General features: G+C 67.4%; 10 protein-coding genes. 2 read left to right on the top strand and 8 right to left on the bottom strand.

Annotation, left to right across the window (positions count from 1 at the left end; all coding sequences use genetic code 11):
• Positions 1 to 226 precede the first annotated feature (226 nt).
• The 5 genes from DDE20_RS18965 to DDE20_RS05105 form a co-directional block, all read right to left on the bottom strand.
• Positions 227 to 3865 (bottom strand): hypothetical protein, encoded by a 3639-nt coding sequence (locus tag DDE20_RS18965; protein ID WP_165814428.1) that lies wholly within the window; start codon positions 3863 to 3865, stop codon positions 227 to 229.
• 140 nt (positions 3866 to 4005) lie between these two features.
• A complete protein-coding gene (locus DDE20_RS05120; protein ID WP_116557402.1) occupies positions 4006 to 5292 on the bottom strand; it encodes an O-acetylhomoserine aminocarboxypropyltransferase/cysteine synthase family protein in 1287 nt (428 codons plus the stop codon).
• A 749-nt stretch (positions 5293 to 6041) separates the two neighbouring features.
• Positions 6042 to 7463: a S8 family serine peptidase gene (locus DDE20_RS05115; protein ID WP_116557401.1), complete on the bottom strand. Its 1422-nt coding sequence runs from the start codon at positions 7461 to 7463 to the stop codon at positions 6042 to 6044.
• Positions 7450 to 8076: an anti-sigma factor gene (locus DDE20_RS05110; RefSeq protein WP_116557400.1), complete on the bottom strand. Its 627-nt coding sequence runs from the start codon at positions 8074 to 8076 to the stop codon at positions 7450 to 7452. Before DDE20_RS05110 ends, DDE20_RS05115 begins: the two co-directional genes overlap by 14 nt.
• Positions 8073 to 8627 (bottom strand): RNA polymerase sigma factor, encoded by a 555-nt coding sequence (locus tag DDE20_RS05105; protein ID WP_116557399.1) that lies wholly within the window; start codon positions 8625 to 8627, stop codon positions 8073 to 8075. The genes DDE20_RS05110 and DDE20_RS05105 overlap by 4 nt, the downstream gene beginning before the upstream one ends.
• Positions 8628 to 8908: 281 nt before the next feature.
• On the opposite strand from DDE20_RS05105, the gene deoD reads away from it, so the two are divergent.
• Both deoD and DDE20_RS05095 read left to right on the top strand, forming a co-directional pair.
• Complete coding sequence (gene deoD, locus DDE20_RS05100) at positions 8909 to 9616, top strand: purine-nucleoside phosphorylase (protein WP_116557398.1); 708 nt, start codon at positions 8909 to 8911, stop codon at positions 9614 to 9616.
• A 137-nt stretch (positions 9617 to 9753) separates the two neighbouring features.
• Positions 9754 to 10632 (top strand): alpha/beta hydrolase family protein, encoded by an 879-nt coding sequence (locus DDE20_RS05095; protein ID WP_116557397.1) that lies wholly within the window; start codon positions 9754 to 9756, stop codon positions 10630 to 10632.
• Here DDE20_RS05095 and DDE20_RS05090 read toward each other — a convergent pair.
• The 3 genes from DDE20_RS05090 to blaOXA form a co-directional block, all read right to left on the bottom strand.
• On the bottom strand, positions 10629 to 11435 hold the full coding sequence (locus tag DDE20_RS05090) for a LysR family transcriptional regulator (protein WP_116557849.1): 807 nt from the start codon (positions 11433 to 11435) through the stop codon (positions 10629 to 10631). The genes DDE20_RS05095 and DDE20_RS05090 overlap by 4 nt on opposite strands.
• An 818-nt stretch (positions 11436 to 12253) precedes the next feature.
• Positions 12254 to 12925 carry an SDR family NAD(P)-dependent oxidoreductase gene (locus DDE20_RS05085; RefSeq protein WP_116557396.1) on the bottom strand — a complete coding sequence of 224 codons (672 nt, stop codon included), beginning with the start codon at positions 12923 to 12925 and terminating at the stop codon, positions 12254 to 12256.
• Between the two features lie 93 nt (positions 12926 to 13018).
• On the bottom strand, positions 13019 to 13849 hold the full coding sequence (gene blaOXA, locus DDE20_RS05080; RefSeq protein WP_420812355.1) for a class D beta-lactamase: 831 nt from the start codon (positions 13847 to 13849) through the stop codon (positions 13019 to 13021).
• Between the last annotated feature and the right edge of the window lie 112 nt (positions 13850 to 13961).

Below are 13961 nucleotides of genomic sequence, written 5' to 3'. Positions count from 1 at the left end.
CCCGACCCTGGGTGGGCGCCCGAAACCTTACCACAATGCCTGCGCTCAAAAGCACCCAAGACGCTCACGCATCTCAGGTCATCGCCAATGCGCCCTCCCGGGGGGAGGATCGGGCGCGGCCCGTGGTTCCCACGGGCCAAAAGGTTAATACGGCAGCCGCGGAACGCAAAACGCGCACCATCCCGGGCGCGCGTTCACCTCATTCTCACTGACCAGCCCCGCCTACTCAGCCGCCGATCTCCAGCCGCTGGTTGCGCCCGCGCCGCGTATAGAGCAGCTCGTTCTCGCCAATCGCCGTCACCTGCCCGCCATCCAGCCGGTCGCCAACGCTCACCCGCACGACCCGCCCGCTCGACAGGCGCACCAAGGCCCGCCGCGCGCTCTCGGTGCCGAAGACCCCGATCAAATTCACCTCCCCGAGGTTGATCGCATCGGATTCCGTCGCCTGCCGCGCCACCGAGGCGGAACTGGGGATCTCGGGCTGCGCTGCCGCCCGTGCCGCCGCCGCGCTACGCTCCGCCTCTGCCGTCGCCTGCGCCGCCGCCAAAGCCGCCTGCGCACGCTCGGCAATGTCATCAGGCCGCGACGAGGGCACGCGCGAGACCGCCACCGCTTCCGGCGTCGCCTCCGAAGTATCCAGCGCGGGGTCAGGCAAAAGCGCCGCCGGCACCAGATCGCCGGGCCGGTTCTGTGGCCGCAGCGCCGCAAGCGAAACCCCTCCGGGAGGAGGGGCATCGGCGGCGACAACCGCAGGGTCAACCAAAGACGCCAGCGCCGCATCCGCGGCAGGGCCCTCAGGTGCCAATTCAGGTGACAACGCCGCATCCTGTTGCGCCGCCCCGCTGTCCGCAGGATCAGGCGTAGGGTCAGGCGTATCCGCAGGCGCCAGTTCCTCACCGATCAACCGCACCCGCTCCGAGCGTGGCTGCGGGCGCGCATCGGCCAGCGCCGGATCCGCGCGCGGCGTGTCATCGGGCACCAATGTCACCGGCTCCGAGATCGTCTCGCCCCCCGCCGCGGTCGCCGCGTCCTCGGCGGCAACCTCGGACACCACCTCTGCCACGGCCGCCGCCACCGCCGCCTCGGGCGCAAGGCCCTCAGGCCGCACCACCGGCGCCACATCGGGACGCCGCGCGTAGACCGTCACCCCTGAGGGGGTCAGCGCACCCTCGGGCGTGGCTTCGACCAACCCATTGGCATCAAAGGTGAATTCCGTGCCAAAGGGCGGTGGTGGCGGCGGGGTTCTGAACGCGGATTCCTCCAGTGCCGGGGTGTCGAAACCCGCCGGCAAGGACATCCGCCGCGTCGCCGTGCTGGTCGCGGTGGCCAGTTGCGGCGAATCCTCGATCTGCTCCGGCGCAGCCGCGCCGCTCTGCTCGGTCGCGCCGGTTTGCGGATCGCTGGGCTGCGTCGCCGCGGCCAGCTCGCTTGCCGCCTCCGCCGGAGCCTCAACCGGCGTGGCCGCACCGGTCACCTGTTCGGCGCGCTCAAGGGTTTCGGCGGGCAGCGCTTCGTTCAACGCCTCCTGCACCAGCGATTCGAGCAGGCTGTCGGGATCAGCCGACAGCGGCGCCTCCGCCCCCGCATCCGCGCTCTGCGTCGCCTCTGCTGCAGGGCTCTCGTCCACCGTCGCCGCAGCAGTGGTATCGGCGGCATCCTCGGCGGGGGCGCCCAGCGGGGCGTCAATCGCGGGGGTGCTATCCGCGCCCGTTGCCGCCAGCCCTTGGGTGATCGGTTCGATGTCTTCGGGCGCGGCGATTTCCGACAGGCTGCCCGAGGTCGCCGGGTCCAGTTGCGCCAGTTCCGCCGTCTCACTGCCGGCGTTGAAATAGGTGAACCAGACCGCCGCCGCGACGCCCAAAAGCAGCACCCCGCCCCCGGCCATCAAGCCGCGCGCGCCGATGCTCCGCTCGGGCTGCACATTGCCGCGGGCGCCGAAAATCGTCATCGCCTCGGCTTCGGTTTTCTCACGCTCGCCGCCCAGTGCGCCCGGTGCGCCTGTCGCCGGAGCGCCCGAATTGGCCCCGGTTAAAGGCTTGGCAGCGGATGTTTTCGCCGCTGCCGATGCGCCAAGCCCAGCCCCAAGCCCCGATCCAAGACCCGCACCAGCCCCCGCCAGTGGTGCGGATTTCGCAGCACTCGTGGTCGCGGGTTTCGGTGTCTCTGTCGACGATTTGGTCGGAGTGGCGGTCGGCGCAGCTACCGGCGCCTGCAGGGCCGCGGTTTTCGCCGCCTCTGCCGCAGCGGCTTTGGCGGCGGCTTTGCTGGCCGCGCGGGTCTCGCGCAGGGCCTGCGCGCGGGCAATCGTCTGGCTGGCGCTGGCTTTGACCTTGCCGCTCACCCGCGCGACGAAACCGGGCTCGGCGGCGGCGGTGCTTGCGGCCATCACCGCCAATCGGCCGCCCGGCGTCTCGCCCTTGGCGGGCGCGTCATTGCTGGCCGCCACCACCGGCGCGGCGCGGCGGCGCGACGAGGCAAAGGAGATCGGCGGCGTCACCGCCTCGCCCCCTTTGGCCACAGCGGGCGCGGTCGCGGCTTTCAGAGCGTCAGATTTCGGCGTGCCGGTTTTCGGCGCATCCGTTTTCGGTGCATCGCCCGATGCGTCGCCCCCCTGCGGCGGTTTCGCGGGCGCTTTGACCGGCGGCGTCACTGGCGGCGACACGGGTGCCTTGCCCGATCCGCTCACCGGCCGCACCACGGCCTCGGGTTTCGCCGGAGCCTTGCCGTCAGCAGCGGCTTTGCCGGTCAGCGGCGATGCCGCGGGTTTCGCGCTCGGAGCAACCGGCGCCGCAGAGGCCCCAGCCGCACCCGCAGTCGAAGCCGCACCAGCCCCCCCGCTCGGCGTCTTATCCAACGCCTCGGGCGCAACCGCCGCGGCCTGCGCCTGTTCACGGCGCAAACGGGTGCCCATGCGGCGCACCAGATCGCCGACTTTCGAGCGCGGCTCGGCAGGCGCTCCCAGCGGGTCGGGCTTGCGCGTGGGTTCAATCGGACGCGGCTGCGCGGTGACTTTCGCCCGCGCGGGCGGAATTGCAGGCGGGATTGCGGCGCGGCCCATCGCGGCTTTGCCCGCCGCGGTCGCGGCAGCCCCGGCGGCAGGCGCATTGCCCGCTGTCGCACCGCGCGGCCCATCCTTGAGCGCCGCCTTCCCCGCCGCCCCAGATTTCGCCGAAGCCCCGGCATCTGCCTTGGCAGCTCCTACAGCCCCAGCCTTCGCGGTGTCCGCTTTGGCGCCCTCAGGCTTGGCATTCGCGGGCTTGCCACTCTCCGGCGCCACCTTCTCCGCCTTCGCCGCCGCAGCCACCTCCGGCCAAGCCGCCACGCCGCTCACCACCACCGGTTCGGCGTCGAATTGCACCGTCTCACCGGCGCGCAGATAGGCCGGCGCCACCGTCGTCAGACCAAGGTTCGGCTCGCCCATGAACTCACCGGCCTCGGGCGCGGCAACGAAAGACACCGGATTGAACCCGCTGGCCTCGCAGAACCCTTCGGCCTCCTCCAAAGTTTCCTTGGCGCAGATCACGATCAACGCGTGATCATCCTCCACCGACCAGTCATAGACCACCTCGTCGATCGCATAGGGGGTCAACGCCTCGATCTCGGCCTCGATCTGATAGCGCCGCGCCTCATCGGTCGGGCCGGGCGCCAGCACCGTCGCATAGCGCAGCTGGCTGTTGGGCAGCACCAGCTTGGTGCGCACCCCGTCCGGGGCCAACGCCTTGGCGTGCTCCAGAAGACGGGCGCAGCCGGCCTCGACATCATCGGTTTCAAAGCTCACCGCGCCCAGTGACAACCAGCCACTTGGGTCGCGGTGCAACAGCTCGATGCCGTCATTCGACAGCTTGAGGGCAAAATTCGGTTTCATTCCGCGCGTTTACCACAGGCATTAGGGGCGCGCCGAGTCATCGACTCGAGCATTTGTCCTTCTATAGCAGGAATCCGCCGATGAAAACGAAAAGCCCGGCAGTGATGCTGCCGGGCCACATTATTGTGAAGAAATAAGGGTTAAGCGGTCGCTTTCGCCAGCCCTTGGTCCAGATCGGCAATGATATCCGCCGCCTCTTCGGTGCCGATCGACAGGCGCACCACATTCGGCGCGGCATTCGCGGCTTCCAACTGCTCTGCGGTCAACTGCCGGTGGGTGGTGCTGGCCGGATGGATGATCAGGCTGCGGGTATCCCCCAGATTGGCCACATGGCTGAACAGCTCCAGCGAATCGACCAGTTTCACACAGGCATCATAGCCGCCCTTCAGGGTCACGGTGAACAAGGCGCCCGCGCCCTTGGGCACGATCTTACCGGCACGCTCTTTATAGGGCGAGCTGTCCAATCCGGCATAGGTGACCGCCTCGACACGCGGATCAGCCTCCAGCCATTTGGCGACCTTCTCGGCATTGGCGATATGGCGCTCCATGCGCAGGCTCAGGGTCTCGATCCCCATCAGCGTGTAATGCGCCGCCTGTGCGTTCAGGGTCATCCCCAGATCGCGCAGCCCTATGGCAATGCCGTGGAAGGTGAAGGCCAAGGCGCCAAAGGTCTCGTGGAACTTGAGCCCGTGATAGGCCGGCTCCGGCTGGCTCAGCGAGGGGAATTTATCGTTCTGCGACCAGTCGAAATTGCCCGAATCGACGACAACGCCGCCCATCACCGTGCCGTTGCCGGTCATATATTTGGTCATCGAATGCACCACCAGCGTCGCGCCCAGCTCGATCGGGCGGCACAGGTAAGGCGTGGCGGTGGTGTTATCGACGATCAAGGGGATGCCGTGGCGGTTGGCAATCTCGGCCATCGCCGGGATATCGGTGACATAACCGCCCGGATTGGCGATGGTCTCGACGAAAATCGCGCGGGTATCGGCGTCAATCGCCGCCTCGACCGCGGCCAGATCATCGGTATCGACGAAATGCGTCGACCAGCCAAAGCGCTTGAAGGTCTGGCTGAACTGGGTGACCGTGCCACCATACAGCCGCCCCGACGCGACGATATTGCAGCCCGGCGCCATCAGCGGGAACAGCGCCATGATCTGCGCTGCATGGCCTGACGAGCAGCAAACCGCGCCGACACCGCCCTCAAGCGCCGCAACACGCTCGGCCAATGCCGAGACCGTCGGGTTGGTCAGCCGCGAATAGATATAGCCGACTTCCTGCAGGTTGAACAAAGCCGCCGCATGATCGGCATCGCGAAACACATAGGATGTGGTCTGGTAAATCGGTATCTGCCGCGCGCCGGTGGCCGGATCGGGGCGTGCGCCTGCGTGAATTTGCAGCGTGTCGAAGCCGAGCGTATTGGTCATGGAACCCTCCGAGAGATTTGCCGTAAAACGTGCGTTTAGTTTGCGCGGACGCTACGGGAAAGGCGCCGCGCATTCAACGGCCCAGAGTGCCGCGGCCAGAGGGATCGCGGAACAAATACGCGCAGGCGCGCGATTATCGCGAACAGCAGCCCCGCATTCCGCCCCGGCACACCGCAGATGTGCCGCCCGCCCCGCGCGCAGCCCCGCCCGCGTTCTTTTCCCGTCTAGCCAGCCGCGGTTGATTTCGCCCGCAACACACCAGACCCGCCCAATAAATTACGCCCCGTGGCCAGAGCACCACGGGGCGTCTATGTAGTGAAAAAGGTTTGGTCATTGCCCCCGATGAACATTGGGGCGGTAAAGGTCTTCGATCAATCACCGCGCGACGTTGAGCGTATGCGTCAGCGATGTAGTGATAGGTCGCGCGGCCTCGGGAATGGTTCAAAGATAGTTGAAAGATCTCGCAATTATCCGCCAACCACCTGCAACCAAACGATTCTTTTGCGAAAAAAAGAACCCCGAAGCCGCCTCCGGGGTCAAGTTTTGGGACAAGAACGACGCCAGACACCGATGATCCATGCGTTCAGGGGGGACCGCACAGGGCGGCGCTTGCGGATCAACACGGATATCGGCCCGCTCCCCATAGGTCGCCGCAGCACCACAAAGGGTTCAAAAACCTCCCGCCGCACCCCAAACACGCGCAAACAGGGCCACACCGCAGCCCTGCCCCATCCCCATCGCGAAATTGGTTAACAGCCGCCCGCGTGCACCAGCCCCCAGCCGAACTCGGTGTTGCGCTGGCCCGCGCCCAGTGTCTCCACCGCCGCGCGCAATCTTGCCCGCACCGCCTGCGCCGAGCCCGCGCCCCGCGCCATATGCCGCGCCGCAATCGCGGTCACAATCGGCGTCGCGAAAGACGTGCCGCTGACATAGCCGCCCCCCCGTGCCCGCGCCGCATAGACATCGACCCCGGGCGCGGCAAATTCGATCTCGGCGCCGGTGTTGGCGCGGAAAAACCGCCGCCGCGCTGCATCAATCGCGGTCACTGCGATCACATGTTCCGAAGCCGCGGGCCATGCCACCAAGGGCCGCCGGTCATTACCCGAAGAGGCCACCAGCACCACGCCGCGCCCTGCCACCGCCGCCAGCGCCTGCGCCATCGCCGGATTTTCCGGTCCCGAGATCGACATATTGATCAGCCGCACCCCGCGCCCCGCCAGCCGGTCCAGCGCCAGCACAATCCGCTCGACACTGGCCTCCTCACCGGCATCGCTATTGCCGAACACCGAGACCGCATGCAGCCGCGCGCCGCGCGCAAAGCCCGCCAGCGCCCCGCTCGCATCCTCGCCGACCAGTAGCGCCGCCACCGCCGTGCCGTGGTTGGCGCTCGGCACACGGTGCCCCTCGACCACCGTCTCATAAGTCACCGAAGCGCCCTGCAGCGCCGGATGCTCGACGTTCACCGGCCCGTCGATCATCCCGATCGAGACCGCCCGCGGCAGGCGACAATGCCCCGGCGCCGGATCGCCGATCAGACCCGGCGCATAGAGCCGTGGCGCGCGCCCCGACTGGGCGAAATAATACAGATGATGCAGCGCCAGCGCCGAGTCAGGTGCGCGTTCGGCAATCAGCGCCTGCGCCCGCTCGAAGGCCGCGCGGTTGGGAAAGGTGGCGATCTGCGAAACCTGCGAAAGCGCGGCTAAAGCGCGCGTGCGCACCACCGCGCCGCCAACCTCTTCAATCGCCTGCCGCACCGCATCGGCCTGCCCCTGCGGTCCAACGACGATATGCTCGTATAACGCCCCCGCCCCGCGCAACACCCGCCCCGTCGGGCGCGGCGCATCACTGATCTCGCCACAGCCCGCGCAATCGGCCTCCATAAAGGAGGGCGTGCCGGGATATTGGCCATAGTCGCCCTCGCCATAGCCCCCGGGTCCATAGTCGCCCGGTCCATACTCCCCGGGTCCATAATCGCCAGCGCCGTATTCGGCCTCGATGGAGCCTCCCGGCGTGCTCTCGCCCGCAGTATCGGTCGCGCCAGTCTCTGCGGTGGATTGATCAATGCCCTGCGCAAAGGCCACAGCCCCGCCCCAGAAGCCGCCCGACACACCACCCCAGATTACCAGACCGGCCAATAGCACCGCGGCCCGAACGCCGTTACTCTTCCACATGCTCCACGCTCTCCACGATGCTCACCGCCGCGCGCAGCCCCGCCAGCGCCGCTTGCAGATCGCCGCCCTCTTGCGCCTGCAGCCCGTAGAGGCCCAGCGCCGAGGGGCCGGCGGTAATCTCGACACCCAGCCCCAGCAACAGCCCGCGAATCTGCGCCTCCGTGGCCCCGGGCATAAAGCTGACCCGCAGCTCCGCGCTCTCGCCCGCGCCCGCCAGCGAATAGCCAGCCTCGGGCTCCGGCCCCTGCAGCCACAGGCTCTGCGCCAGAAAGCCGATCACCGCAACGGCCGCGGCCAATTGCCAGACCCATGTCCGACGCGGCGCCGCCTGCGCATTGGCCGGCACCGGCGCCGCGATCGCCTCCGGCGCGCCGACCGAGGCCTCATCTTCACGCCCGACATCGCGCAGCAACCGCGCAAGGCCAAACTCGCCGGGGCTGCGGCTCTCCTCGCCCTGCATCTGCCCGCGGATCACCGAAAGCGCGTCATGCTCGGCGCGCAGCAAATCATCCTCGGCCAGCAGCGCCTCGACCTCGGCACGCTCGGCCTCGGGCAGGGTGTTATTGATGTAAAACGGCAGGTCCAATGCGATCTGGTCAGAGGTGCGCGTCATGCCACTGCCCTCCCGCCAATCCGGCCCGAAAGACAATGCATGAGCAGTTTCTTCGCGTGATGCAGCCGCGATTTGATCGTGCCCTCGGGCACGCCCGCGATCTCGGAAATCTGCGCGCAGGTCATATCCTCATAGAACGCCAGCGAGATCGCCACCCGGTGATCATCCGAAAGCTCGGCAACACAGACCCGCAGATGCTCGGCCTCCTGCTGCGCCGCATAGCCCGCATCGGCGGCGTCCTGCACATCGCCGGTCTCGGGGATGTCATCGGTGACAAACATCCGCCCGCGCTTGCGATGCACGTCGATCACCTTGCGATAGGCTATGCCGAAAATCCATGTCCGCACTTGGCTTCTCCCCTCGAAACTGGCGGCCACCCGCCAGATGTCCATAAAGACGTCGTGGAGTATGTCGGCCGCCTCATGCGGATCGTTCAATCGCGAGACAATAAATCTGTAAACCGGACGCTCGAACTCCCGGTAGAGCGCCGCAAGCGCCTGTTTATCGCCACCGGCGATCTGCTGGATCAAAAGGTAATGCGTGTCGCCCATGTCCCGAACACTATGCTTTTCCAGACCCAAAGCTACACGATCCCCCCGCGCAAGGAAAGCATAGCGACACGGCCCGCAGTTCCGCGCCCCCTGCCGACCCCGCGCGCTTCATCTTGCGATAAATACTCACGGGGGTTCCTAGGGGGCGCGTGCGCCCCCTGGGCGAGGGGGTGCGGGGGGCAAGCAGCCCCCCGCCCCTCCCTCACCCAATACGCCCAAAGCCTTCCCTTGCGCCGCGAACCTGATAGTTTGCCCGAAAGCAAAAATCAGGAGCCCCCAGCATGCCCACCGTCCATATCGGCGCCAAATCCGGCGATATCGCCCCCACCGTGCTCATGCCCGGCGATCCCTACCGCGCGCGTTGGGCCGCCGAGACTTTCCTCGACAACCCGACTTGCATCAATGAGGTCCGCGGCATGCTCGGCTTCACCGGCACTTGGCGCGGCAATCCGGTGACGATCCATGGCTCGGGCATGGGCATGGCGTCGTTTTCGATCTACGCCAATGAGTTGATCCGCGACTACGGTGCCAAAACCCTGATCCGCATCGGCTCGGCGGGGGCGATGCAACCGCAGGTCAAAATCCGCGACGTGGTGCTGGCGATGTCTGCGACCACGCTCACCTCCCCCTCACGCGGGATCTTCCGCGATCTCAATTTCGCCCCCTGCGCCGATTACGATCTGCTGGTGGCCGCCCATGCCGCCGCAAAGACCAAGGGCATCCCCACCCATGTCGGCGGCATCTATTCCTCGGATGTCTTCTATGACGAACGCCCCGATCTCAACGAGATCATGACCCGCCACGGCATTCTCTGCGTCGAGATGGAGGCCGCCGAGCTCTACAACCTCTGCCACCGCCACGGGGTGCGCGGACTGGCAGTGCTGACGATCTCGGACCACCTGCAAACCAAAGAGGCGCTGCCCTCCGAAGACCGCGAACGCTCCTTCGGCGATATGGTCGAAATCGCCCTCCACGCCGCCTTCCCCTGACGTCAGGTCACCGGCAGGCTCACTCGGCGTCGCGCTTTACCCCCATAGCGCGACGCCGCAGACTACCGCCCGTTAATGGCCTGACAACGGCCTGTTGAAACGGGCAGGCGCAAAACCGGCGCGGTGGCGGGGATGAGATGTCGAAAGATGAGTATTTAAGGCAAGATGAAGCCACGCCGGCGGGTGAAATTCCCGCGCAAACGGTGCAGATCGACGCCGATGGCGTGGCGCTGGCGGGGATGCTGGTGGCGGTTCCGGCGCCGAAACTGGCGGTGGTGCTGCACGGCGCCACCGGGGTGAAAGCTGGGTTCTACCTGCCCTTCGCGCGCTGGCTTGCCGCCGAGAAACAGGCCGCCGTGCTGCTCTACGACTACCGCGATTCGGGCGCCTCGGGCGCGCCCTACCGTTCAACGGCGACGATGACCGACTGGGGCATCCATGACGCCACCGCCGCCCGCGACTGGCTGACCGACGCCTACCCCGAACTACCGCTCTGGGTCATCGGCCATTCGCTCGGCGGTATGGCGATGGCTTTCCAGCCGCGCACCCAGGGCATCGCGCGGATCATCTCCGTCGCCGGAGGACAGGGCTATGTCACCGACCACCCCTGGCCATTCCAGGCCTCGGTCTGGGCGCTCTGGTATCTGCTCGGCCCGCTCTCCACATGGGCGCTCGACTATCTGCCCGGGCGCCGGCTGGGGCTGGGCAATGACCTGCCGAAAGGCGTGTTCTGGCAATGGCGTCGCTGGCTGGTCACCCGCGGCTCGCTGCCCGCAGACCCGGCGCTTGGTAGCCTGCAAGACCCGGGGTTCACCGGCAAGCTGACGCTGGTGGCGCTGAAAGACGACGTGATGATCCCGCCCGCAGCGGTGTGGAAAATGGCCAGCTGGCACCCCAATGCGACGCCGGAGCAACGGCTGATTGATCCGGCGGATTTTGGCCTGAAGACCGTCGGCCATATCCACGCCTTCGCCCCGCGCAACGCCGCGCTCTGGCCACGGCTCATCGCGCCCTAGATCTGCGCCCGCAACGCCGCCAGCACCCGCGCCGAGGCACTTCCCTGCGCCAATTCACGTAAGGCCTCCAACCGCAGCGCCATGCCACTGCCCGCCGTGACCGGCGAGACCTGCACCACGCGCCCCTGCGCCAGCGCCGCCGCCGCCAAAGGTGCGGCGATCACCAACACGCCCGCGCCATGCGCCGCCTCTTCCAAAGCCAGCGCCGCCTGCGCGATCACCGGCCCGCGCGTGGCCTCCGCCACCCCCGCCGCCTGCGCCCAGCGCATCCAATCGCCCAAGGGACCCGCCAGCTGCAACCGCCGCGCCTGTGCCCAATCGCTCTGGCTGATCCCCGGCGCGGCGACCGCGATCAGCGGCACGCCCGCGCCCGCCACGGGCTGAAACGACAGCGCCAGATCCGCCTGTCCGCGCGCCGCGTCGGGCGCCGCGACCGGCACCGGCATCACCTCAAAACCCTGATCACGCAGCACCGGCAGGTGCGGCGAGAGCCAGAGTTGCGCCAGATCCGGCGTCGTCGCGATCCGCACCAGAGACGGTGTCGCCTCGGCCTCGAGAGATTGCACCGCCGCGGTCAGCGCCTCGAAAGCGGCGGTGAATTCGGGCAACACCCGCGCGCCCGCCTCGGTCAGCGAGACGCCGCGCGGATGGCGGGTGAATAAGGCCACGCCCAAGGTCGATTCCAGAGTTTTGAGATGCGCGGTGACCGCCCCCGGCGTCACGCCCAATTCGCGGGCGGCGGGCGTAAAGCCGCCCAGCCGACCCGCGGCTTCAAAAGCCCGCAACGCGGTAAGCGGCGGCATTCTGCTGCGCGGGGGCTGGGCGGCCATTTTGCCTGATTTTTCCTTGCCTCAATTTTTCTTAGCCTAATTTTTATGAACCTAGCAAGGTAATAATGCAAGCCTGACGAAATAACCCTGGTGGAGGGGTTGGAAGAGGATGATCCTCGACGGTGCGCCGGAGCCCCCGCCACGCGCGATCAAAGCGTTAAGGGCCACGCCCGACCCTGGGAGGGCGCCGCCCGCTTTCCACGACGCTATGCGCTCAAAAGCACCAATGTCGGGCGGGCATTGAATGCTATCGCCAAGGCGCCCTCCCTTGGGGAGGGTCGGGCGCGGCCCGTGGGGACCACGGGCGTGGCGGCGGAACGGGTCTCGGTCTTGGGGCCAGTCATTTCGAATGGAGACAATACGAAGCGCAAAGGGACGCGCCCGACCCTGGGTGGGCGCCGCTCGCTTTCCACGACGCGGTGCGCTCAAAAAGCACGAACGCCGCTCGAGCCACTCAGCACATCGCCAAGGCGCCCTCCCGTGGGGAGGGTCGGGCGCGGCCCGTGGGGGCCACGGGCGTGACGGTGGGGCGAGGTTGCGCGGAACGGGTTTCGGTCTTGGGAACAGCCATTTCGACAGGTGGCGGAACAAAGCGTTAAGGGCCGCGCCCGATCCTGGGTGGGCGCCCCTCGCTTTCCACGACGCGCAAGGTTCAAAGCACCAATGTCGGATGAGCCTTAGACAACCTCGCCAGCGCGCCCTCCCGGGGGAGGGTCGGGCGCGGCCCGTGGTTGCCACGGGCTTAACAGGGGCTAAAGTGCAACCCGCCGAACCTCGGGATCAAACGCCCGCTACCACTCGCGCCGCTGCCGGTCCAAAAAGAACCCGCCGGTCGGCCCGTCATCGGGCAAGAGCGCCAGCCAGACCGGCGTAACCGCCCCCTCCTGCACAGAGCGCGGCGCCGTCACCCCGCCCATCCTTGTCGCCACCCAGCCCGGATCGCAGGCGTTGATCTTGACGCCCTCGGGCAGGTCGCGCACCAGCGCCACGGTCAGCGCATTCAGCGCCGCTTTCGCCACGCCGTAGGCCCCCGGCCCCTCCAGCCCGGAGGAAAACGCGCCCCAGCCCGAGGACATATTGACCACCCGCCCCCAGCCCGAGCGCTGCCAATGCGGCAGATTCAGCCGCACCAGATCCAGCGGCGCATGCACCATCACCTCCATCGCTTGGTCGAAATCCGACCGCGGCGAGAGCAGCGAGGCATCGCCCAGCACGCCAGCGTTATTGACCAGAATGTCAAAGCCCCCGGCCTCGGTGACGGCGGTGAAATAGCTGTCGGGATCGCTCAGGTCGATACGCGCGAAACCGACGCCCAGTTCCGCCGCCGCCGCGCGTCCGCCGCCCTCGTCGCGCGCGCCCAGTGTCACGCGACAGCCGCGGGCTTTGAGCGCCGCAGCGATGGCTTTGCCGATGCCGCGATTGGCGCCGGTGACGAGGGCGGTGGGATGCAAGGGGCGTGTCATAGGGGCCTAGTTAGTGGCGCCGCGCTTGCCCGACAAGCCCCACAAACCGACACGCCCCGCCCGCAATCAAGCCCGATCAGCACCCCAGCCCGGTCAATCGCCGAACCCCGCGCTCACCTGCGGCCAATCCGCCAGAAACGCATCACGGCTGCGCTGCCCCGGCGAGCCTTCATGTCGCGCCCTATCCTGCCTCAGATGCGCAAACACAACACGGCGCCCGTCACGCTCGGCCCAGCCGACGAACCAGCCATAGCCCCGCGCGCGGTCAAAACTGCGATCGGCGCGGCGCGGATAGGCGGCGCCGGTTTTGCCCGAAATCCGCCAGCCGCCCGCCTCGCTCTGCACGGTAATCGCCCGCGCCTGCGCTTGCGCCTCGGCACTCGCGGGCAGATCACCTGCGAGCAGACGCGCCAGAAACCGCACCTGTTCGCGCGGCGAGACCTGCAGAGACGAGGCAATCCACGCCCGCTCCAGCCCGTTGTCAAACCCCGGATCGCCGCTGAAATCCGCATTGCCATAGCCGAAATCGCTGGCAAGGCGGGTGAGCCTCTCGGCTCCCATCGCGCGGGTCAACCGCTGCGAGTACCAGACCACCGAGTCGCGCATCCAGATCGCCGGCGTGACCGCCCCGCAACAGCTTGCCCCGCCCCAATCGAGCTCGCCCTCCTGCCAATGCATGACCGGCTGATCGCGCGAGACCAGCAGTCCGGCGTCAAAACCCGCCACCGCCAGCGGCAGTTTAAACGTCGAGGCCGGCGTCACCCGCGCGGCGCAATCGCCCTCTTCCAGCAATACCGCGCCGCTCTCTGCATCAAGGACAATCCGGCAGATCAGCTGGCTCTGCGCATGGCTCGCAGCGCCGCAGGTAAGCAGCAGGAATGCCGCAAGGGCACAGGTCATCAGGCGTCGAAATTCATCTCTCATCGGCTGATAATGGCAAACCCCCCGCCCGCTGTCACCAGCAAGCAGGGGTTTCCAAAAGGTTAACGCGACAAGCTAAGCCGTTGATTTTCCTCAATCCACCCCCTGCCCCACA

Origin of the sequence: Pararhodobacter oceanensis, from assembly GCF_003076755.1 — a bacterium.
GTDB lineage: Bacteria > Pseudomonadota > Alphaproteobacteria > Rhodobacterales > Rhodobacteraceae > Pararhodobacter > Pararhodobacter oceanensis.
The sequence above is the reverse complement of the archived record's forward strand: the minus strand, read 5'-3'. Positions and strand labels throughout refer to the sequence as shown.

Coding starts and splice junctions, on each gene's coding strand:
- deoD (WP_116557398.1), top strand. CDS start 8,909: ATGCCCACCGTCCATATCGGCGCCAAATCCGGCGATATCGCCCCCACC.
- DDE20_RS05120 (WP_116557402.1), bottom strand. CDS start 5,292: ATGACCAATACGCTCGGCTTCGACACGCTGCAAATTCACGCAGGCGCA.
- DDE20_RS05105 (WP_116557399.1), bottom strand. CDS start 8,627: ATGGGCGACACGCATTACCTTTTGATCCAGCAGATCGCCGGTGGCGAT.
- DDE20_RS18965 (WP_165814428.1), bottom strand. CDS start 3,865: ATGAAACCGAATTTTGCCCTCAAGCTGTCGAATGACGGCATCGAGCTG.
- DDE20_RS05115 (WP_116557401.1), bottom strand. CDS start 7,463: ATGTGGAAGAGTAACGGCGTTCGGGCCGCGGTGCTATTGGCCGGTCTG.
- DDE20_RS05110 (WP_116557400.1), bottom strand. CDS start 8,076: ATGACGCGCACCTCTGACCAGATCGCATTGGACCTGCCGTTTTACATC.
- DDE20_RS05090 (WP_116557849.1), bottom strand. CDS start 11,435: ATGCCGCCGCTTACCGCGTTGCGGGCTTTTGAAGCCGCGGGTCGGCTG.
- blaOXA (WP_420812355.1), bottom strand. CDS start 13,849: ATGAGAGATGAATTTCGACGCCTGATGACCTGTGCCCTTGCGGCATTC.
- DDE20_RS05085 (WP_116557396.1), bottom strand. CDS start 12,925: ATGACACGCCCCTTGCATCCCACCGCCCTCGTCACCGGCGCCAATCGC.
- DDE20_RS05095 (WP_116557397.1), top strand. CDS start 9,754: ATGTCGAAAGATGAGTATTTAAGGCAAGATGAAGCCACGCCGGCGGGT.